Raw genomic sequence first — 22,939 nt, 5'->3', positions numbered from 1 at the left:
AAGCTTAAAATCTAAATACTCTGCGTAAGCCCACTAGCGGCAATAATAACAGTGTGTACCAAGGGAAGCTTGCTGAGCTTCTTTCATAAAGCTCTTCTTCTATTGGTGTACAGTCTTCTACTTCACCATCAATAGGTGTTAGCTTTACTGCAACAGCAACACTTTCGTACTCAATATTACCTTCAATATCGGTTTCTACATTACCAAAGGTATCGCGCTTTTCAACGGTTTTGGTAGCTACACCAAAAATCTCATTGTCTTCATTAATGACTTTCGCTTCAGCCATTGTGTAGGCGTAATCTGTTTCACCGTCTGTTTCATAACAAGGTAGTAAATCGTTTAAATTGGTAATTTTATCGTCACCAATTTTATATATAAACGCTTCTTTACGACGGCTGTTTTCAGATGTACCTACCTCGCCTTCACCAACAACATAACCTTGGTTATTAATATCATTACCATAAGCGCTTGAGCTATTAAAGTAACCGGTAGGGAAAACGGTATTGCCAGTACTTATATCATGATAGAAAAACTGATCACGGATCGTGGTTTCAATACGCTTTGATGCATAACCAACAATTACATCGTTGTCATTGACAGCAAGCGCTTTACCAGAAAGCCAATCATCTTCTTGGTCTATAAAATTAAACACGTCACCATTTTTAAAATAAACAGGCATTGTTAAAATAGTGTCGTCATTTTTATAGTAACGAGCATTTGAAGAGCCCACCACTGTGCCATTATTATTTAGTGCAAGAGCGGTACTTGTAAAAGCAAAGTCATCATCTTCTTCTGGCGTTAAGGCAAGGCCTAGTATTTCAGTAGAAGTGATATTAAATGCTTCATCAAGCTCCCATTTTACCGCGCGCTCATCAAATACGCCGGTGGTTACACTTGAATTTAATAATTCCACACAGGTATTGGTTGGCTCATCTTCGTTATCACAGTTATCTTCAATATTATCAAGTCTGTCTTCAGGAATACCTGTTGAAACATAACCAACGACAGTGTATCCGTCATTTGTTTTAACAATATCGTTAGCTCGGCTAGTACCGCCGTAATCGTCAAAGTCTGGAACTAACTCAACCTTTTGCGTTCCATCTTCAGAAATAACTATTCCACGCTCAATAAAGTCATGGGTAAACCATGTTTCTTCTTCATCTTCATCATCTGGCGTAAATAAAACTTTATCATATGGAGCCGCACTCCAACCAACGCTCACGCCATCTTCGCTTACCGCATTATAAAAGTTACTAACCGATCGCGTTAAACCATCGTAATCTACCGACTCTTCATCAAACAGTATTTGCTCAGTCACTATGCCATCGTCAAACTTAATACCAACTACCGAGCTTAACTTTTGGTACTCGTAATCCGTTGGTCTGCCAGCTAAAAAGCTAACCATAAATGAATGCGCATCGGCGTTATTAAAAACCGCATCGTTATTTTCTATATCATCAAGTGTAAAAGTAATTTCTTTATCACTTAGCTCAAAGTTGTACTCTTCACTATCGTACGCATTTTCAATAACGCTTTCGGTAAAGTCGATATAGCTAATATCGATTGGTAAATTATACAATCCGTTGGCAGTACCAATAATGTGCCCGCTTTCGCTTACGTCAGTCACGTAAGAATGTTTAGCGCCGTCAAGAGTACCTAGTTCTGTTAATTCATAGGTTGCACTTAATGCAGATGTACTCAATGTCGCTAAAATACTGGCAGCGAGTAATTTATATTTCATTTTAATCCTTACTACTGATTCTGTAATTCTTCAAGTTCTTCCCAGCGCTCAAACGCGGCTTCAAGGTCAGACTCAAGTTTTGCTAAATGGTTCAATGCATTAGTGGTTACGTCGCTATCTTGTTTGAAAAAGTCAGGATCGCTCACTACAGCTTGCTGCGCTTCTACAGCGGCTTCAAGTTGTTCCATTTTATTGGGTAGTTGCTCTAATTCAAGTTTTAATTTGTAAGAAAGCTTAGTGCTTTTGTTTTCAGGCTTTGTCGCGGCTACAGGCGCAGGTTTAACGTCTTTTTTTGGTGCTTGTTGCTGTTTTTCCTGCTCGGCTAAATAGCTTAAATAAGCTTGGTAATCGGTGTAACCCCCTACCATATCGGTTATTTTGCCATCACCTTCAAACGCCCAAACACTACTACACGTATTATCAATAAATTCACGGTCATGGCTTACTATAAGCACAGTACCCTGATACTGATTAATAATTTCTTCGAGTAACTCTAATGTTTCAATATCCAAGTCATTGGTTGGCTCATCGAGTACTAAAATATTTGAGGGTTTCAAAAATAGTTTTGCAAGTAAAAGCCTGTTTTTCTCACCACCAGAGAGTGCTTTTACAGGTGTACGCGCACGTGCCGGTGGAAACAAAAAGTCTTGCAGGTAACCAAGTACATGACGAGAACGCCCGCCCATCATTACCTCTTGTTTACCCTCGGCAACGTTATCTTGAACAGTGGCCTCTTCATCAAGCTTTTGCCTATATTGGTCAAAGTAAGCAAATTCTAAATTAACGCCTTGTTTAACATGGCCGCTATCGGCTTCTAAATCACCAAACAGCAATTTAAGTAAGGTAGTTTTACCAATACCATTTGGGCCTACTAAGCCAATTCGGTCACCGCGCATAACAAGGGTAGAAAAATCATTAGCAATCACTTTATCTTTAAATGCATGACTAAGGTGTTTTGCCTCAAACACTAGCTTGCCTGATCTATCTGCCGTTTCAATATTAAAATCGGTTTTACCTACTTGCTCTACACGGGCTTTGCGCTCAACACGTAGCTGTTTAAGTTCACGTACACGGCCTTCGTTGCGGGTACGACGGGCTTTAACACCTTGGCGTATCCAGGCTTCTTCCTCTGCTAAACGCTTATCAAAAAGTGCATTTTGTGATTCTTCTACTTTTAAGTCATGCGCTTTTTGTTCAAGGTAGGTTGCGTAATCACCAGGGTAAGAGATAAGTTTACCGCGGTCTAAATCTAAAATACGCGTTGCAACAGCACGGATAAACGCACGGTCATGCGATATAAATACAATACCGCCTTTAAATTCTTTTAAAAACTGCTCTAGCCATTTAACACTGTCTACGTCTAAATGGTTTGTTGGCTCATCAAGTAACAATAAGTCAGGCTCACTCACAAGAGCACGTGCTAAAGCAACTTTACGCAACCAACCACCTGAGAGCGACTCTAATTTAGCATCTGGGCTAAGCTCTAAACGCGTTAGTACTAATTGAATACGCGAATCAAAACGCCAACCGTCACACGCTTCTAAATCGTTAGATAAACGCTCAAGCTTATTTAGCAGTTTGTCGGTACAATCGGTTTGTAACTGCGTGCTTACATGATGATAATCAATTAGCAAATTAGCAATATCAGGCATACCCTGTGCTACATAATCGAATACTGAGCCATTTGCTCCTTTAGGAGGATCTTGCTCTAAGCGAGATATTTTGATCCCGCCAAGCTGGTTAATTTCACCATCATCTAAAATAACTTGCCCATCTAGTACTTTTAAAAGTGTAGATTTACCCGCCCCATTTCGCCCTACAATACAGACGCGCTCACCGCTTTCTATCACTGCATCAGCATCATCAAGTAATGGGTGCGTACCATAAGCTAACTGCGCTTTTTGTATTCTAATTAAATCCATAAATACTGCTCTTTTATTCTTGCGCTAAAAATTCATGCACTGTTTGTGCATCAAGCGGCCAGTACAAATGGTGGCCGCTTTTGCTCTCAAATACGGGAATACTTAACTGAAAACGCGCTATTAGCTGCTCATCAGTGAGTATATCAATTAATTTAAGCTCACTATTTTTATCCAAAACCGATAATAAAACCTGCTCGGCTTGCTCACATAAATGACAGCCATCGGTGTGGTATAAAACATAATTAGCCATGGGTAATTAACCAACTGTTGTGTATTTTTTTATTACGTTTGAAATCAGGTGATAACGTTTTTTCTGAAATATTTTCAGCTTTTAACCCTAAACCCATCAAACCTACTTCATCCATTACAAAACCACGTTTGTTATTAGAAAAAATTAATGTACCCGACGGACTCAAGATTTTTTTAACCCAAGTAAGTAATTTTATATGATCGGTTTGCACATCAAACGCGTCTTTCATTCGTTTAGAATTAGAAAACGTAGGCGGGTCTAAAAAGATTAAATCGTATTGGCCTTGTGCGTATTCTAGCCATTTTAAACAATCAGCTTGCTCAAAACGGTAGCGAGTATTGCTAATATCATTTAGCGCAAAGTTATCTTGGCCCCACTTAAGGTAGGTTTTTGATAAATCAACGGTGGTAATTGCTTTTGCACCACCTAATGCCGCGTGCACAGAGGCTGTACCGGTGTAGGCAAATAAGTTTAAAAAGCGTTTGTCTTTTGCATTTTGCTGAATATAACGACGTGCTAAACGATGATCTAAAAACAGCCCAGTATCGAGGTAATCAAACAAGTTTACTTTAAACTTAGCGCCAAATTCTTCCACCACCATTGTACGGTTTTGTTTAGCCATTGGGGTGTACTGCTCTTCCCCTTTTTGTTTTTTACGCACTTTAACGGCTATGTTTTCAGGTGCTATGTTTAGCTGCTGTGCAGTTAAGCTAATCACATCTTGAAGACGCTTTTCTGATGTTTTTTCGTCAATTTCTTTAGGTGCTGCGTATTCAAAAATAACAGCAGAATCGCCGTAAATATCAACCGCTACGTTGTACTCAGGAATATCAGCATCGTATACGCGATAAGCTTGTACTTCGTTTTGTTTAAGCCAATTTTTTAGGCCTTGTTTGTTCTTTTTCAAACGATTAGCAAACGACATTGAGCCTTCAAAATTAAGAGCCGGTTTGTCATCGCTTGTCAGGCTTACCTGTTTATCATCTAACTGGTATAAATTTAGCTCTACATCTAATGGGCCGTTTTTAAATTTATAACGCTTTTGTTTAACCAGTTTTAACAGCTTAAATAGGCTTTCATCCATGCCTAGTAACGCAAGCTTCCAATGATTAAAGTGCTTTTTAAAACCCACGCCCATGCTGCGGTGTAAGTTTACCAGCTCAGCCATAGAGCCAATACGCTCGCCGTACGGTAAGTTAGAAATAACCACCCCGGGTAATTTAGCAACAGAGGTAAGCTTAGTTGCATCACTTTGCTTAAACTTAATAACATTACCCAGCTCTGCTCGCTCGGCATTGGCAATGGCTTTATCAAGAACTTGCGCATCGTAATCGTGGCCAATTAACCACAATTTAGGATCGGTAATTTGCTCAATTAATTCTTCACGAAGTTGTTTAAATTTGGCCGCTCTAAAACTAGGTAAACGCTCAAAAGCAAACCCTTCTCTAAATAAACCAGGTGCTTCGTTACGCGCCATGCCCGCCGCTTCAATTAAAATAGTGCCGGCACCACAACATGGGTCAAATAAAGGTTGATTTACATTTTCAAGCCAACCACTGCGTTTAATAATCGCGGCCGCTAAGTGCTCTTTAATAGGCGCTTTACCTTGGCCTTGGCGATAACCGCGCTCAGATAAACGAGGACCCGAGTAATCAATATACAAAGCCACACCATGGCGATTTAAACGCGCCACAACACGCACATTGGCATCTTGCTTATCTACATTTGGGCGCTGTTCGTATAAATCGTTAAAGTAGTCAACAATCGCATCTTTAATTACCAAGCCTGAAAACTGGGTATTTTTTAAAGAGTCGTTGGTACCATTAAAATCAACGGCAAATGTTTGGGTAGGGCCAAACCATTCTTGCCATGGCTGAAAACGAGCAAATTTATACAGGCTATCTTTATCATTCACGCCTTCTTTTTCTTCAATAAGCATCAGCACACGTGTTGCGTAACGAGTTGATAGACAAACCTTTTGCGCCAATGTTGAATCTGCCTCAAAGCGAACAGAACCCACAGTTTGTTTAGACACGACGGCGCCTAATTCTGTTAGTTCATCAACAAGTAAATTTTCGATTCCGATAGAAGTAAGTGCGATAAATTGCAAAGTAATAACCCTTAATAGCTAATTGCGCAGGATTATAACATAGGTTGGCTGACAAACACTTGATAAACGCAGCTCGATTTGTAAATTTGCTAAGCTGATTTAGTGTGATATTGCTCAAGTAATAGCGGGTGAACACGATTGTTTAAAACGCGGATAACTTCAAACTGTTCAAGGGACAAATTATCATCAAGTTTGAATGTTTCGTTAAGGTTTAGGCAAATTGAAGCATCAGGGCAATGTTCAACAATTAAAAACTCACCGGTTTGCGCTTTTGAGGTAAGTTTAACGATGGCTTCTGTACTTGGCTGGGTGCCAGTGTACTCTTCAAAAAACCAACTTTTAGCCAGTACCGGTTTTAAATGAAATTTTACAGCGGTGGCATTGAGCGCAATTTGGCAAATTTGTGCAGGCTTATACAGCTCAAAACCATCTAAGTAGTTATATACCTGTTCATAAAAAGCAGCATCTTCTAAGCTAAAACGCGGGTTTTCAAATACACAGTCGGTGAGTTGTCTTAATTTATACGGTGTGCATAGTTGCATATCGTCATTTAAATCAAGTAGTAAGCGGTTTTTATTTGCACATGCAATCCACTGCCATTGTTTTGTTGCTTGTAACATTTGCCTCCTCCTTGTTTAAAAATTTATTTTTAATTAAGACATTAATATTAGATTATAACGGCTTTTGACCATTTTTAAAACATTTGTTTAGAACATTTATTGAACGATCAAAAGCTTACATAACTGATCCTTATAAGGAATCAACGATCGATTTTACCAATTGTGGCCCTTTGTAGATGAACCCAGTATAAACCTGCAGTAAATTTGCGCCTGCATTAAGCTTTTCTTGAGCTGATTGCGCATCATCAATACCACCTACACCAATAATTGGTAATTTACCTTGTGTTAAACGTTTAAGTTCGCTAACAACGTGTGTAGAACGCTCTCTTACTGGGCTGCCAGATAAACCACCCGCCTCATCGGCGTATTGCTGACCCATTACTGCACTACGTTCAAGCGTAGTATTTGTTGCGATTACGCCATCAATTTGATTATTTAATAGTGACTCGCTAACCTGCTCAATTTGGATTTGATCAAGATCTGGCGCTATTTTAACCAGCATAGGTACTTGCTTATTATGCTTGGCAATTAAATCGAGCTGTTCATTCTTTAAACTTTGCAGTAAATCATCTAACGCGGCGCCATATTGTAAATCGCGCAGCCCTGGGGTATTTGGAGATGAAATATTGACCGTAATATACGAAGCATGCTCGAACACTTTACGCATACAATGAATGTAGTCGTCTTTACCTTGCTCATTTGGGGTATCTTTATTTTTACCAATATTAATACCTAAAATACCGGTGTACTTGGCATTTTTTACGTTATTAACTAAATTATCGACCCCTTTATTATTAAAGCCCATTCGGTTAATAATGGCATTTGACTGCGGTAATCTAAAAATGCGCGGCTTATCATTACCTGCTTGCGGGCGCGGGGTAACTGTGCCAACTTCTACAAAACCAAAGCCCATTTGGCTAAAGGCATCAATACACTCTGCGTTTTTATCTAAACCTGCAGCCAAACCCACAGGGTTTTTAAACTCAAGGCCTAAAAAATTAACTGGTTTGTTTTGTAGTTGTTGTGACCAAGCTGCGTTTAAAGGGGTGTGTGCAAAACGGCGTAAATTATTAAGCGCAAACTCATGTGCCCATTCAGCATCTCGGGTGAACATAAAACGGCGGGCTAAATCGTAAAACATGAATTGTTCCTCTTTAAATTACAGACAAAAAAATACCTCAGACTAGGCTGAGGTATTGTATAACAATTTTAACAATTAACTGATTATTTACTGAATAAATAACCAATTAAAGCTAAATTATTTTCCTGATGTATCACAGTTATGGCTTAACAACATTAATTCGCGCAGTGCAACTGAGAACTTAGCAAAGTCGTGACTTTGCGAGGTTTTAAATTCAGCTAACATTTGCTTCCAACGCTGTAGCAGCAGATCTTGGCTGGCCATCCACTGATCGATTTGATTATCAACATCGTTTTCGTCACCTTCAAAGCTGTTTAGCACAACATGAGAAAGCGTACGTTGTTGCCAATCAAGCTCTTCACGGTACGACGCACGGGCAAGTGCTTGCCAATGGTTAGAAACAGGCTGGTTAGTAATTTGATCTAAGAACCAGTGTAAGCCCATACGCGAGCCAAGTTTAAAGTAGGTATTAGATACCATCGCCACACTGCGGCCTGAATTATGCGCTATTTCAGCAATATCCATTACAGAGAACAGGCTAGAAAGGTCAATAATACGCTTAGCAATTTGCTTAGGTACACCTTTTTCAACTAGCTCATTTGCTTTGCCAGTCAAACATTCGTGTTCTTTGTCTTGCATGTACGTATTTAAGTTTTCGCTTAAATCTTTAAACGTTGGCGCAAAGAACTCGATAGCTTGTTCAATTGTTTGTGCTTTATTACGATGACGTAAGAACCAGCGTGTTGCACGGCGAACAGTACGACGTAATTGGTACAGCATTTCGGTTTGAACTGCTGCTGGGATTTTATTATCTAGCGCACTGATTGATGACCAGGTTTCACGCATTTCAAAAATCTCACTCGCAATTGAGTAGCACATTGCGATTTCAGCTTCGTTAGCACCGGTCTCTTCGTTCATGCGTACCATGAAGTTTAAGCCCATGTCATTAACGATATTGTTCGCCAGTTTTGTTGCAATGATTTCTTTGCGCAGTGGGTGGTTATCCATCGCGTCGTTAAATTTTTCACGCAGTGGACGCGGGAAAGACTTAACTAGTAGCTGACGGTAGTAAGGGTTTTCAGTAATTTCATCTGTTACTAAAGACTCTTTAAGCACCATTTTAGCGTACGAAACTAATACGGAAAGCTCTGGACGTGTTAGGTCTTTACCTGCTGCAGCGCGCTCTGCCAACTCTTCATCCGTTGGTAAAAACTCAATTGCACGGTTTAGCTTGCCTTCTTTTTCAAGGGCATGAATAAAGCGGATCTTCTCTTTAAGTGTTGATGCACCTTTAGACTGTGTAATCGACAATGTATGTGTTTGACGGTAACAATCTTTAAGTACAAGCTCAGACACTTCGTCGGTCATAGAGTAAAGTAACTCATCACGTTGTTTACGTGTTAAATCACCTTCTGAAACTAAGCCGTTAAGTAAAATTTTAATATTTACTTCGTTATCTGAACACGCAACACCGCCTACGTTATCAATAAAGTCGGTATTTACACGCCCGCCTTTGGCTGCAAACTCGATACGCCCTAATTGGGTTGCACCTAAGTTACCGCCCTCACCTAAAATTTTAGCGCCAAGGTCTTTACCGTTTATGCGCAGCGCATCGTTTGCACGATCCCCTACATCAGCGTCTGTTTCGTGGCTGTTTTTAATATAAGTACCAATACCACCGTTCCATAGTAAATCAAATTCCATCATTAATGAGGCTTTGATTAACTCGTTCGGTGTCATGCTTGCTTTTTTAGTGCCAAGCATTTTTTTCATTTCTGGGCTTAAAGAAATCGATTTAGCTGCGCGCGAGAAAATCCCACCACCCGCTGAAATCAGATCTTTATTGTAATCTTCCCATGATGAACGAGGCAGGTTAAACAAGCGCTCACGCTCTGGGTAAGAGGTCGCTGCATCTGGTGTAGGGTCTACAAATATGTGCATATGGTTAAACGCGACTTGTAAGCGAATGTGCTTAGACAATAACATGCCGTTACCAAATACATCGCCGGCCATATCACCAATAGCAACCACAGTGAAATCGGTAGTTTGACAGTCAATATCCATTTCACGGAAATGACGTTTAACAGACTCCCATGCACCTTTTGCTGTTATGCCCATTTTCTTATGGTCATAACCTACTGAACCACCTGATGCAAACGCATCACCTAGCCAGAAGTTGTATTCGTTAGCAATACCATTAGCAATATCAGAGAAGGTAGCTGTACCTTTATCGGCTGCAACTACTAGGTATGGGTCGTCTTCATCGTGACGTGTTACATTAGTTGGCGGTACAATTTCACCACGCTCAATGTTATCGGTAATGTCTAATAAACCACGAATGAAAATCTTGTAACACTCTTGACCTTCTTTAATAAAGGCTTCGCGTTCACTCGGTAGCTGCTTACATACAAAACCACCTTTAGAACCTACCGGAACAATTACGGTGTTTTTAACTTGTTGTGCTTTTACTAAGCCCAGTACCTCAGTACGGAAATCTTCACGACGGTCTGACCAACGAAGGCCACCACGAGCAACTTTACCCCCACGTAAATGTACACCTTCTACACGCGGAGAGTATACAAAAATCTCAAATGCTGGCAACGGAAGCGGCATATCAGGAATTAAGCTAGGCTGTACTTTAAACGACACGTAAGATTTAAACTGACCTGTTTCATCTTTTTGGAAGTAGTTAGTACGCAGTGTTGCGACAATCATATCTACGTATAAACGTATAATACGGTCATCATCAAGGTTCGCTACGTTTTCAAGCTCTAAGTAAATTTGTGCACTTAATTTTTCAAGTGTTTTAGGACTTGCAGGGCTTTTTACTGAGAATTTTTTAGCAAATAAGTTAACTATTTGCGCAGCAATATGCGGGTAATTTGCAAACGTGCTCTCAATGTAGGTCTGTGAGAAGGTAACCCCAATTTGGCGCATATATTTTGCATAGGCACGTAATATAGAGGCTTCACGACCTGTTAAACCACCCATTAATACTAAGCGGTTAAAGCCGTCGTTTTCAAGGCGGTTGCCCCATACATTAGTTAATGCAGCGCGAAAACGAGCAGAAATCTTATCAAAGTCGGCCATTCCTTTGCTGTCAATCAGCATAGAGAAGTCCATGATCCAATTGATACGACCATCACTTGTTTTAACAGAATATGGCGTTTCACCTACAACGCGTAAACCAAAGTTTTCTAGCATTGGCATAACATCAGATAAGTGAATTGGCTCATCTTTATGAAACAAGCTTAAGCGTACAATATTGCTGTTAGCTTCTTCTTGCGGACGGTAGAACAGCATTTCTAGCTTGTTCTCGTCGTTTAATAATTCTAGTTTTTCAATATCGACAACCGCAGCACTCGGTAGTACTTCATCTTTGTACGAGCGTGCAAACGCGTTGCAATATTTACGATTTAGCTCATTACCGCGGGCTTCCCCTGCTGACTCTAACAGTGCAGATTGTAATTTATCTTCCCATGTACGAGCAGCTTCTACTAGGTTGTTTTCGATGTCTTTCACGTTATATTCGATATTGTTATCGGTCACACGAACGGTGTAATGTGTACGCGCCAGTGTTGACTCAGAGAAATAGGTAGTAAATTCGACTTTTTCGTCAGAATTAAAGGCGTTAGCTAAAATGTCTTGTGTTTCTCGGCGCAGCGCTGTGTTATATCGCTCACGCGGGACGTACACCATACAAGAGAAGAAACGTCCGTAGGCGTCTTTACGAACAAACAAGCGACACATATCACGCTCTTGAATTTGTAAAACACCCATTGCTACTTCAAGTAACTCGCTCTCGCGAGCTTGAACTAATTCATCACGTGGGTACGTTTCTAAAATATTAAGTACCGCTTTGTATGCATGGGTGCCTTTAGCAAAGTCACACATATCCATGATGCGGTTAATTTTAGTTTTTAGAACAGGCACATCTGCTGCGCTGTTGTTGTAAAAGCTTGATGAAAATAGGCCGATAAAACGGTCTTCACCAACCACATTGCCTTCATCATCAAAGCGTTTAATACCAACGTAATCTATGTAGGCTGGGCGATGAACGCGCGATACAGAGTTCGTTTTTGTTAATACTAATAAGTTACTGCTGAGGGCTTCTTGGCGAGCAAATTCAGGTAATTCAGATAATAAACGTGTGTGCTCATCGGTTGAATTTTTCATCAGGCCAAGGCTTGTGCCCATTTTACCTTTTAACTGGTAATCACCTTGTACAGGGGTAAGCTCGTACTCGCGATAACCCATTAAAGTAAAGTTATCTTTAGCCAGCCAATCTAAAAACTCTACGGCTTCAGATACTTCGTTCTTATTTTTATTGTGCTTACGTTTTGGTACTTCTTTAGTAACAGAGACTAATTTTTCGCGAATTGGCTGCCAATCATCTACCGCAATAGAAACATCAACCAAGACTGATTCGAGCTCTTTTTTGAAAGAAGCAATAACAGATGCATCGGTTTGGCGGTCAATCTCAATAAAGAACACTGTTTTAGTAGAGGTTGATTCTTGCTCTGCTTTTAAATTTGATAAACCAGAAATTTTAGCGTTATTGTCACGCTGAATTTTTAGTGGGCAGTGAAGTAATAAGTGAGAAGCTATATTTTCACGGGTCATAGCCATACGAACAGAATCAACTAAAAATGGCATATCTTTAGCAATAATTTCTACAATTGTATGTGATGACTGCCAGCCATCTTTTGCTACTTCAGGGTTGAAAACGCGAATTACTGCGTCGTCCGTGGTGTTTTTTTCTAGTGCATTCCAAAGGCTGAGTGCAGCACCGTATAGGTCACTATCATTGCGATTTGCCAAATCCTCTTTAGACATATTGCTGTACAAGGCTTTGGCGAATTTCTCAACGAGTAACACATTATCAGCGTGAACTTTTTTCTGGATAAGCTTACAGACATTATCTAGGATAACCGAGGCTTGGCCTTCATTTCGTGTCATTGTATGTTCCTTAATCTATTACTGCTTTTAGTTAAGCAGAATATTTGTACAGCCATTTATTAGCGTGGAGTCAGTTAAATTCTAACCCTTTTAGCGCTAATAAACAGCCTTTTCGATGAAAACATTTTAAGCATTTCAGCTATTTGGTCATCTATTCACAAAATATAGATATAAATGACCATTACAGGTCATTTAGGAGCACAATTATTCACTTTATTTTTTCTGGTCGGTCCACAGCAGACTACCAATTGCGGGTAATAGCAGTACCGCACCTAACATATTTACTAAAAACATGAAGGTAAGCAGTATTCCCATATCTACTTGAAACTTAAGATCAGAGAATATCCACGTACTAACACCTATCGCAAGGGTAATACCGGTAAACAATACAGCACTGCCACGCTCAACAAGGGCATTACGGTACGCCACGCTCAGCGGTACGTTTTGCTTAAGTTGGCCCATCATCGAAGAAAGTATATAAATACCGTAATCCACACCAATACCTACACCTAAGGCTATGACAGGTAAAGTAGATACCGTTAAGCCAATTTCTAATTGCACCATAAGTGCTTGTGCAAGAGTTGATACAATATACAGAGGTAATACCACTGCGATTGTCGCCTTCACACTCTTAAAGCTTAACAAACACAAAATAATAACTGCGCCGTAAACGTAAAGCATCATCGGAATTTGCGCCGCAGAAACAGACTCGTTTGTTGCCGCCATAACCCCTACAGGCCCAGACGCTAACTTAAAGGCTAACTTGTCTGTACCTTCTTCTTGTGCAAATTGCTTAACACGTTGAATAACGGTATCGATTGTATTTGCTTTGTGATCATCTAAAAATATAATCACCGGCATGACTGAGCAATCGCCATTGAGTAATCCTGTGCTTGTTTCTACACGGGCTGTTGATTGCACTAAGCTGGCTGAATTACGCGGCAAGCTTTGCCATTTTAAGTTACCTTCGTTGTAACCTGCGTTAACCGACTGCGCCACAGAGCTTAAACTAACCGCCGATTGTACGCCTGGCACGTTTTCTACCTTGTACTGAAAACGGCTAATGCGCGCCATCACATCGTGCTCTGTACACGCCGCAGGGTAAGCCTCAACAATCACTTTTAAAATATCCGACGAAATGGTGTATTTATCCGATATTAAAAATGTATCTTGATTGTAGCGAGCATCTTGATGCAACGAAGGCGCACCTGCATGTAAATCACCAATTCGCATTTTATCTGCTTGCCAGTAACCTAAGGCAAATAACACCAGCGTAAAACCAATAATCATTTTTGCGGTTTTAGGGTCTGTGGCTTTTACTAATAAATCGCGTATCGCATCTAGCATATTTGGCTTTTGCGCATCGCCTGATTGAATATGCACAGTGTTGGCAAAATTCATATACGAGGCCCACACTGGCAATAAAATTAAATTAGTAAATATAATAACCGCAACACCTAAACTTGCTGTGATTGCAAGTTCACGAATAATACCTATATCAATAGTCAGCAGGGTTAAAAAGCCCACCGTGTCTGAAAGCAGCGCAATACCACCAGGTACAAGTAATGCTCTAAAGCTTGATTGACAACAAATGCGGGTACTTTTGCCCTCACCTACTTTTTTACCAATGGCGTTGATCATCTGCACGCCGTGGCTTACACCAATCGCAAATACTAAAAACGGCACCAATATAGACATAGGGTCGAGACCAAAACCTAGACTCGACAATAAACCCATTTGCCAGATTACGGCAATAATTGAACACGCTATAGGTAAAATGGTGAGCTTTAAACTGCCACAAAATAGCCATACCATAATAAAGGTAAAACCAATGGCAATAGCAAAAAATAGCACAACGCCTTTTGCCCCCTGAGCGATATCGCCGGCCATTTTGGCAAATCCAATAATATGAATACTGACTTTATCTGTACTTAAAGGCTCTCTTACTTGCGTTTCTAACTTATCTGCAAATGCGAGTGTATCTAGCTTTTGCTGAGTTTGCGGGTCGGTTTCTAGTAGCTGCGCGGTCACCATGGCACATGAGTAATCGCTGGCAATCATTCGCCCTACTACTTTTGCTTTTTCAATGTTTTCTTTAACTACCGCTAAACCTTTTTGGTCAGCTTTAAAGTTTGCAGGAATAATCGGGCCGCCAGCAAAACCATCTTCAACCACTTCGACAAAGCGCGCACTGGGCGCAAAAATAGAGTTAACTAATGGGCGGTTTACACCAGGAATAAAATACAGTTGATCGTGTACTGCTTTTAACTGGGTGAAAAATTCGGGGTTAAAAATATTGCCACTGTCATCACACACCGAAATTAAAATGCTATTTGCGCCACCAAATTGTTTTTCGTGTTTGGTGTACACTTTCATGTATTCGTGATTCAGCGGAATATTTTTGTTAAACGAGGCGTCTAATTCAATATGAGTGGCTTTATAGCCTAAAAAACATGTGATTAGCGCAAAAGCGATCAACATGATAGTACGGTGTCTAAACACCGCCTTTTCTAAAAAATCTAAAAACGTATGCATTAAGGGTTCAACTCCTTCACTTTAATGCCATCTTCTGTTGCCATGACTAATTTATTATTAATTATTACGCCATCAAGAATAGCTTTACCATCGGGGCGTTGTTCATGTGTAAGTAAGCCGTCTTTTAAATGAAAGATCACACCACTATTTGCCAGCAGTAACCAATGCTCATTATTATCATTTATAATGTTATTAACCGTGGCCGTTTTAACATTTTCAAAATGCTGCCATTGTTGTTCATTTTTATTTTTAGCAAATACATTTCCTCTGAGCCCTGCCACAATTTCTTGCTGCGGATCTGATGCTACCGCAAAAAAAGAACCTGGGTAAATTTCATCAAGGCGTTGCCATGTTTGGCCATTATCACTGCTTTTGGCCATTAACCCCATTTCACCGACTAACATCAAACCACTGTCTGTTTTTTCAATACGGTTAAAATGTGGCAGTATAGATGCTGTTTCAGCCTCGTAGCCTTGAGGATCATTTTCTTTTAAATCATTCAAATACTCTCTATCTTCACTAAACAGTAAAGAGTCTAAAAAGCGTTTATGCCAGTGCTTGCCGCCATCACTGGTTTGATAAAACATACCATAAGCGCCAACAGCAAAACCATTTGAGTCATCTTCAAAGTAAATATCTAAACACGGCTTATCAAGCTCTGGCTTTGCTTGTTGTAATTGCCAATTTAAACCACCATCGGTGGTATTAATTATTGTGGCATCGTGCCCGCACGCCCACCCGTGGGTTTCATTAGAAAAATCGACAGCCGTTAACAATACCTGTGTAGGGACGCTTTGCGCTTGCTGCCATTGCTCAGCGTTTTTGCTTGTTATTACCGTACCGTGCTTACCTACAGCCACTAAACCTGTACCTGTATTGGTAATATCAGTTAGTAGGGTTTTATTTGCGTTGATTGCGCTAATAGCATACTGAGGTGCATCTTGTGCAATACTCGCACCGCTTATGATCAGGCTGGCATATACCAAATACTTCATAAATTTTAATCGCCTTGAACTGAAGAATTGTTTGTCTGTTTGCTGAGGAAAATCCTGCGTGTCGTATAGACAAACGCGATGAGAAAGAAAAAAGCAGCTAACGGGCTGTTAGCTGCATATTACGTTGTTATCTACCTTCACGGCGTAAAGCGCTTGAAGTAAATTCGTTATCGTTAAACGACTCTGAAAAGTCGTACATTTTTTCTTGGTTATCTAAACCAATAGCTAAGTAACGGCGCGAATTTAAATCATGATACACTTCTAAGGTACTCCACTGCGTAGGTACTTCGTAGTAGTTTAAGCCATATGCCATTGCTACACGATAAAGCTGGTCGCGATTATCATAAATATCGGTCACTTGTACTTGCCAGCTATCTTCATCAATATAAAACACGCGTTTTTTATAAATATGGCGTGTATCATCTTTTAAGTTAGCTTCAACAACCCATACACGGTGCTTTTCATAACGCGTATGCTCTGGGTTAATGTGGCCTGGTTTTAAAATATCATCGTACTCTAGTTTATCAATGTGTAACTTGTAGCTATTGTACGGAATATATAGCTCTTGCTTACCTTTTAACGTCCAGTTGTAACGGTTAGGTGAGCCATTAAACATATCAAAATCATCGGTAGTACGTAAGCTATCTGCGGCTGTACCTGGAGCGTCATATGCAACATTTGGTGCACGACGAACACGCCGCTGACCTGAGTTATATGTCCACGCTTGGCGAGGCGTTAAAATTTGATCCATGGTTTCGTGTACAAGTAGCGCTGTACCGGCAAGGCGTGCTGGCTCTGTCACCTTTTGCTTAAATTTAAACAAAATGTTTGAGTCTTGAAGCTCTGCAGGAGTCGCTTTAGGATCTGAATATTTAACCAATAGTTGTTCATCAAAGCCAACATAATTATACGAACCCGATGCGGTGGGTGCAGCTTGTCCACCAAAACGCTCTATTGATTGTCCACGATAGCGTAATAAGTGATTCCAAATAGCTTCTAAGCCAGATTTAGGAATAGGAAATGGAATACCAATTGCGGTATTTTTTATTCCGTTGCCACCTTCAATAAGCTCAGCCGTTGCAGCAAACTCTTTTGTTGCATCGTATACAAACTGTGGGTAAGACGCAGAGCGGCGCGTTTCATAAACAGGCATTTTAAACGTATCTGGGTATGCTTCAAATAAAGCAATTTGACCAGGGCTTAAGTTAGCTTTGTACTTATCAAGGTTTGTTTTATCAATGGTAAACAACACTTTGTCCGCAGAATACGGGTCTAAATGGTGCATGCCTGGCTCATAACCTTCTGGTGCAGATGTAATACCGCCATTCCACGCTGGAATTGACCCATCAGCATTGGCTGCTTTTTCTGCGCCAAATGGCGTTAAGTCTTGTCCTAAACGTGCAACTTCTTCAGCGCTCATTTTTGCCATTGCCGCTGAACTTAAAAACATGCTACACAAAGCGGTAGCGATGAGGGTAGGTTTTTTAATCATACTAATATTACCCCTAAATTGAATATTTTAAATTGAAAGAAACGTAGTCACGATCTGAGAAAGTATTGATATCGCCACCACCCCAAAATGAGTTGTAGCTCACATCAAGTGACCATGCATTTTGGTAATTAAAGTTCATTGTTACACCCAACGATTTACGGTCTTCAATAAACAAGAACATAGGATCAGGTGTGTTACCGTTTACATCATGAGAAAATACAAATCGTGGAGAGAAGTTAATGCCATTGTAAAGGTTAAAGTAATCACCTTTAGCAATTAGGCGGTAACCCCAAGATGAGGCCGTTGCAAACGACTTTTCTTCTGGCCCATTAGAAAGGCCTAGTTGTAATGTTGTGTAGTCAGTAGTGCCTGGGCCTGTGATCACACCACTTCGACCTGTACCCGACACATTTAAACGCATTTCGTCATAATCAGGCATATCATGAATTTTCACAGCACCTACTTCACCTACTACAGCCCAGCTATCAGCACCTAATGACGGGCCAAATAAATGTGTTGCAGTAAACTGAATTTGTGATGTGTCGCGTTCAATATAACCTTGTGCAACTTCACCTGCCGCTACAGAGCTAATCGCATCACCAAAACTCATTTGCGAAATACCCGCAAAGTCTGGGCGAATACCGGCAAGCGCCAATTGTTCAGGCATGGCGGTATAAAGTAGCTCTACATCATCAATTTGTAACGGTTCGTCTTTACGAAATGCAAACTCACCAGCAAACGCGGTTTCGCCAATTGTGGTGTTAAAGCTTAAACCGTAAAGTTTAATATCTTCTGGGTAATCATTTTCTGCTTTTGAAAACGCAACTAAATCTGCCACGTTGTCATTTGTAATTTCTGTTGTTGCAATCATCGCTAGATCTTGTGCGATGGCAGCTTGCGAAAAGTTAGAAACACGACCAGAAATTAGCGGACGTCGACTATGGTAGTTAACGTGGTATAACGCCACTTCTGTGTCGTTCCACTCTGGTAAAAATACACCTAAACGTAGACCATATTGGCCGCCGTCATCTGGCTCTGTTTTACCGTTATCGCCTTTACCTTTAAGCGCAACTTTAGTTGGATGAGCTAAATACATGTTTGCAAGCAGGGCTTGGCCTTCAGCACTTGTTGGGTCAATACCCTGTGCAGCGGCTACCTGAGCAAAATTAGTATAAAGGTTATTAAGGCTGTCGGTTAAAAAGGCCACATCAATGTCAGGGTTTGAAGTAAAACCTAACTGTACATTTTGCTGATAGCCGTTTTCTGCTGCAAAGTCATTGGTAGAAAAATAAGTACCCGCAGCCGGTAGGCGTGTTTCATGCCATTGGTACTGATAAAAACCTTCTAAAGTAATATTTTCAGTGATCCCTAATGACGCCCAAAGCATACCTACAGGAATAAATGCTTCTTTAAGCTCAGCACCTGGCGCTTTTAAGCGGTCAATATCGACCGGGTTTACGTTAATACCATGAGAGATAAGTGTACTCTCACCCCAGTTAACTACTTGTTGACCAAGGCGAATTGACAGCGGGTTATTGCCATCGTTTAAGTCAAAATTTGCCCAAACGTAAGCATCTAATAAACGGATGTCGGCACAGCTTTGCTCTTTTGTGTCGTCATCATCACATGGATCTACGCCTTGTCCTGAGGTTGGGTTAACGTAGGCTCTATCACCATCCATTAACTCAAAATCGTAAAAGTACATAAAACGTGTGAATAAGCCGTAGTTATCTTTGCTAATTGAAAGGTCGTGTGTTCCTTTCAATAATTTTGAAAACGAATCACCGCTATCAAAATTAAGATTACCTGCATCGCCATTATTAGAGTAAGAGCCTGGTTGAGCCCAAACATCTTGAGAAGAATAAATTGTATTTAATGAAGGATTATACCCAGTCCAATCAAATGCAGGATTATTGCTTTTACCAATAATGTCGAAATCTCTGTCTTCAACACGGACGCTTTGACCATAGGAAAAAGTTGAGTCGAAGGTGACATCAAAGCCCCCTACTTCAAAATTTGCTGCATTCGCTGCTGCAGATAAACCTAAGCTTGCGGCTGCTAAACCTATAGCTATTTTGTTTTTAACAAAAAGCGATCTTCTTATCATTGTGTATCCCCCCTGTCGTGGGTAATTATGTGTGATCAAGTTATTGTTTTTAGTGTAATCTTAACGATAGAAGCGATTATAAAAAATTACAAATGGTCGCGTTCAATCAATTTTTATATTTTTTGAGCTGACGTTTACGTATTGGTAAGACGTCATACCAGATAATTTATACACGTAAATTAACAATAGAACAAATTGAAATTAACAAAAAGATAATATTTTTATGTATCTATAACATAAAAACAGCAGGTTAGGCGATACGTTCGAGGCGAATAAATTTATTCTCGGGGGTAAGTAAAAGTCTAAAACGCCCTCTTATTCCAATAGATGAAATGTAAGGGCGTAAGTGAGAGGCGGCAAAACGTATTGTTTTACCGTTATCCTCAACCACTTGTACTGAGCTAAAACGACCATGGTAGTAGTCCATGCATTTGTTATAGCTCAGGTGTAAAGAAAAGTAATACTCAATCATTTAATTAAGCGCTTTTTCAACCTTTTCAAATAAATCAGCACTTAATCCTTCAAGGTTTGCTAAGCGTTGCAACTGTGCTTTCATTGCTTGAGCACGGGTTGTGTCAAAGCGTTTCCACGACATGAAAGGCGTTAACATTCTAGAGGCATTTTGCGGATTTATCGCGTTTAGCTTAATAAGTAAATCACCTAATAATGCGTAGCCTTCACCATCTTTTCGGTGAAATTGTGCGGTATTAAAATGACTAAAGCTACCCACTAATGCGCGTACACGATTTGGGTTTGAAAAATCAAAGCTAGGATGCGCGTACAACGCTTTTATATTATCAATAGCATCATCACCAGATTGCATAGCCTGCAGCGCAAACCATTTATCCATAACTAAAACATCATGACGCCACTGGCTATCAAAGTGATCTAACAACGTTGTTCTTAATGGGTGTGATGCTTTTACTACCGCACTTAATGAGGCTAAAACATTGGTCATATTCGGTGAATCTGCCGATTCTTTAATAAAGCGGTCAACTTGCTCAGAAGGTATTTTAGCTAAGTAATGTAAACAAACACCTTTAAGCGCTCTTATAGCCACTGCATCTGGATTTATACTGCCATCATCTACTAACGAACTGTAACAATGTAAAAGCTCATCAGATAATTGCTCGGCAATCTGTTGCTCAAACAATCTTGTGATTGTAATGATTTCGTCAACAGGAATTATGTCAAACTCAGCGGCAAAGGTGTCAAAGCTTGGCAGTTTTATAAGCTCTGCTACCAGTGCTAAATCACCACTTTGTGCGCTTATTAACACACGTAGTGCATTAATAACGTTTTCACTTAATGTTGCGTGTTCAGGTGCGTTGACTGCTTGCTTAACTGCATTAATAAATAATTGCTGCTGCGCATCCCAACGCGAAAAATCGCTGCGCGCAAAACGCATAATATGCAGTAAATCAGGTTCTGAATTTTGCTGGCTTAAAATACAGGGCGCTGAAAAATCTTCAAGTAGTACAGCCACTGGGCGAGCAGGTATTTGATCAAAGTAAAACGTTTGCGTTGGCGCAGTTACGTTAAGCACGTGGTCGCGTTTTTCACCTTGATAAGTAAGTGCAATACTTTGCCCTTTTTCATCTAATAATTCGATGGCAAATGGAATGTGAAGGCTCTTATTATCTGGCTGATTTAGCGGAGCTGATTGCTCAATTGTTAAAGTATAAAGTTGCTTATCGTGATCATAGTGCTGTGTTGCATTTAATCGTGGTGTACCTGATTGGCTATACCAACGCTTAAACTGCGTTAAATCTATGCCTGAAGCATCACTCATTGCAGCAACAAAATCATCACAGGTAACCGCTTGACCATCATGGCGTTCAAAGTAAAGCTGCACCCCTTTTTGAAAGTTAACCTCACCTAACAGGGTGTGCATCATGCGGATAACTTCAGCCCCTTTATCGTACACCGTTACGGTATAAAAGTTATTCATTTCGATAACTTTTTCAGGGCGAATTGGGTGCGCCATTGGCCCCGCATCTTCACTAAACTGATGTGTGCGCATTACTTTAACAGCATCAATACGGTTAAGTGCGCGAGAGCCTAAATCGCTACTAAATTCTTGGTCTCTAAATACTGTGAGCCCTTCTTTTAACGATAGCTGAAACCAATCTCTACAGGTAACACGGTTACCCGTCCAGTTATGAAAATACTCATGACCAACAATCGACTCTATCGTGTGATAATCTTTATCGGTGGCGGTTTCTTGGTTAGCCAATACGCATTTACTATTAAATACATTTAGCCCTTTGTTTTCCATTGCTCCCATATTGAAAAAATCTACGGCAACAATCATGTAAATATCTAAGTCGTATTCTAGGTTAAAGCGTGTTTCATCCCAATGCATGGCTTTTTTTAATGAGTTAATTGCATGCGGTGTTTTAGATAAATTGCCTTTATCAACAAATAACGCAAGCTCAATTTCGCGCCCACTTTTTGTTGTGTAAGTGTCTTTTAGTACATCAAAATCACCCGCTACTAATGCAAATAAGTAACTTGGCTTTTTAAATGGGTCTTGCCATTTAGCAAAATGGCGGCCATCAGCTGTTTCACCACTGTCAACTTGGTTACCATTTGACAGTAAATGCTTAAAGCTTTTATCAGCAATAATCGTCACATCGTACGTGCTTAGCACGTCAGGGCGGTCTAAAAAGTAGGTTATTTTTCTAAAACCTTGCGCTTCACATTGCGTACAATATGCTCCACCAGATAAATACAAGCCTTCTAAAGAGGTATTTGTATCAGGAGAAATTTCAGTAACAATTTTAAGCTGGCATGTGTGAGGTAAATCATTAATGATTAGGTGCTCACCTTCAATCTTATAATTAGTATAAGCAACATTATCTACTTGCAGCTCCACTAATTGTAAGTCTATGCCATCTAACACAAGCGCTGAGTTTTGATTTGTTGTTCTTTTAAGCGTTAGTAGCGCCGTCACTTTTGTATTTAGTGGTTGTAAGTCAAAAGTGAGTTCAGTGTGCTCTATAGAAAAATTAGGCGCAGTGTAGTCTTTTAAGTATTGCGCTTTTGGCTTTGCTGAAACAGTCAT

13 protein-coding genes are annotated in these 22,939 nt (G+C 40.2%); all 13 read right to left on the bottom strand.

Annotated elements, in window-relative coordinates; all coding sequences use genetic code 11:
* Positions 1-4: 4 nt before the first annotated feature.
* Positions 5-1,741: a DUF3466 family protein gene (locus PSI06_RS01580; RefSeq protein ID WP_004586697.1), complete on the bottom strand. Its 1,737-nt coding sequence runs from the start codon at positions 1,739-1,741 to the stop codon at positions 5-7.
* Positions 1,742-1,752: 11 nt separating this feature from the next.
* On the bottom strand, positions 1,753-3,663 hold the full coding sequence (gene uup, locus PSI06_RS01575; protein ID WP_029772627.1) for an ATP-binding cassette ATPase Uup: 1,911 nt from the start codon (positions 3,661-3,663) through the stop codon (positions 1,753-1,755).
* A 13-nt stretch (positions 3,664-3,676) separates the two neighbouring features.
* Complete coding sequence (locus PSI06_RS01570; RefSeq protein ID WP_273604970.1) at positions 3,677-3,913, bottom strand: glutaredoxin family protein; 237 nt, start codon at positions 3,911-3,913, stop codon at positions 3,677-3,679.
* Positions 3,906-6,023: a bifunctional 23S rRNA (guanine(2069)-N(7))-methyltransferase RlmK/23S rRNA (guanine(2445)-N(2))-methyltransferase RlmL gene (gene rlmKL / locus PSI06_RS01565; protein WP_054982571.1), complete on the bottom strand. Its 2,118-nt coding sequence runs from the start codon at positions 6,021-6,023 to the stop codon at positions 3,906-3,908. The genes PSI06_RS01570 and rlmKL overlap by 8 nt, the downstream gene beginning before the upstream one ends.
* Positions 6,024-6,112: 89 nt before the next feature.
* Positions 6,113-6,643, bottom strand: coding sequence for a cell division protein ZapC (locus PSI06_RS01560; protein ID WP_024033533.1), 531 nt, complete (start codon positions 6,641-6,643; stop codon positions 6,113-6,115).
* A gap of 130 nt (positions 6,644-6,773) precedes the next feature.
* Positions 6,774-7,784, bottom strand: a complete 1,011-nt coding sequence (pyrD, locus tag PSI06_RS01555; RefSeq protein ID WP_273602631.1) for a quinone-dependent dihydroorotate dehydrogenase — start codon at positions 7,782-7,784, stop codon at positions 6,774-6,776.
* 117 nt (positions 7,785-7,901) lie between these two features.
* The gene (locus PSI06_RS01550; RefSeq protein ID WP_273602632.1) at positions 7,902-12,743 is read right to left on the bottom strand and encodes an NAD-glutamate dehydrogenase; all 4,842 of its coding nucleotides are present in this window, start codon (positions 12,741-12,743) and stop codon (positions 7,902-7,904) included.
* Positions 12,744-12,956: 213 nt separating this feature from the next.
* Positions 12,957-15,278: an efflux RND transporter permease subunit gene (locus tag PSI06_RS01545; RefSeq protein ID WP_096041646.1), complete on the bottom strand. Its 2,322-nt coding sequence runs from the start codon at positions 15,276-15,278 to the stop codon at positions 12,957-12,959.
* Complete coding sequence (locus tag PSI06_RS01540; protein WP_273602633.1) at positions 15,278-16,273, bottom strand: WD40/YVTN/BNR-like repeat-containing protein; 996 nt, start codon at positions 16,271-16,273, stop codon at positions 15,278-15,280. The genes PSI06_RS01545 and PSI06_RS01540 overlap by 1 nt, the downstream gene beginning before the upstream one ends.
* Before the next feature lie 127 nt (positions 16,274-16,400).
* Complete coding sequence (locus PSI06_RS01535; protein WP_273602634.1) at positions 16,401-17,765, bottom strand: DUF1329 domain-containing protein; 1,365 nt, start codon at positions 17,763-17,765, stop codon at positions 16,401-16,403.
* Positions 17,766-17,778: 13 nt separating this feature from the next.
* Positions 17,779-19,872, bottom strand: a complete 2,094-nt coding sequence (locus PSI06_RS01530; protein ID WP_273602635.1) for a DUF1302 domain-containing protein — start codon at positions 19,870-19,872, stop codon at positions 17,779-17,781.
* Positions 19,873-20,122: 250 nt separating this feature from the next.
* A complete protein-coding gene (locus PSI06_RS01525) occupies positions 20,123-20,344 on the bottom strand; it encodes a DUF2835 domain-containing protein (protein WP_024033528.1) in 222 nt (73 codons plus the stop codon).
* Positions 20,345-22,939 (bottom strand): aminopeptidase N, encoded by a 2,595-nt coding sequence (gene pepN, locus PSI06_RS01520; RefSeq protein ID WP_273602636.1) that lies wholly within the window; start codon positions 22,937-22,939, stop codon positions 20,345-20,347.

This window comes from Pseudoalteromonas sp. GABNS16E (assembly GCF_028598715.1).
Classification (GTDB): domain Bacteria; phylum Pseudomonadota; class Gammaproteobacteria; order Enterobacterales; family Alteromonadaceae; genus Pseudoalteromonas; species Pseudoalteromonas atlantica.
The sequence above is the reverse complement of the archived record's forward strand: the minus strand, read 5'-3'. Positions and strand labels throughout refer to the sequence as shown.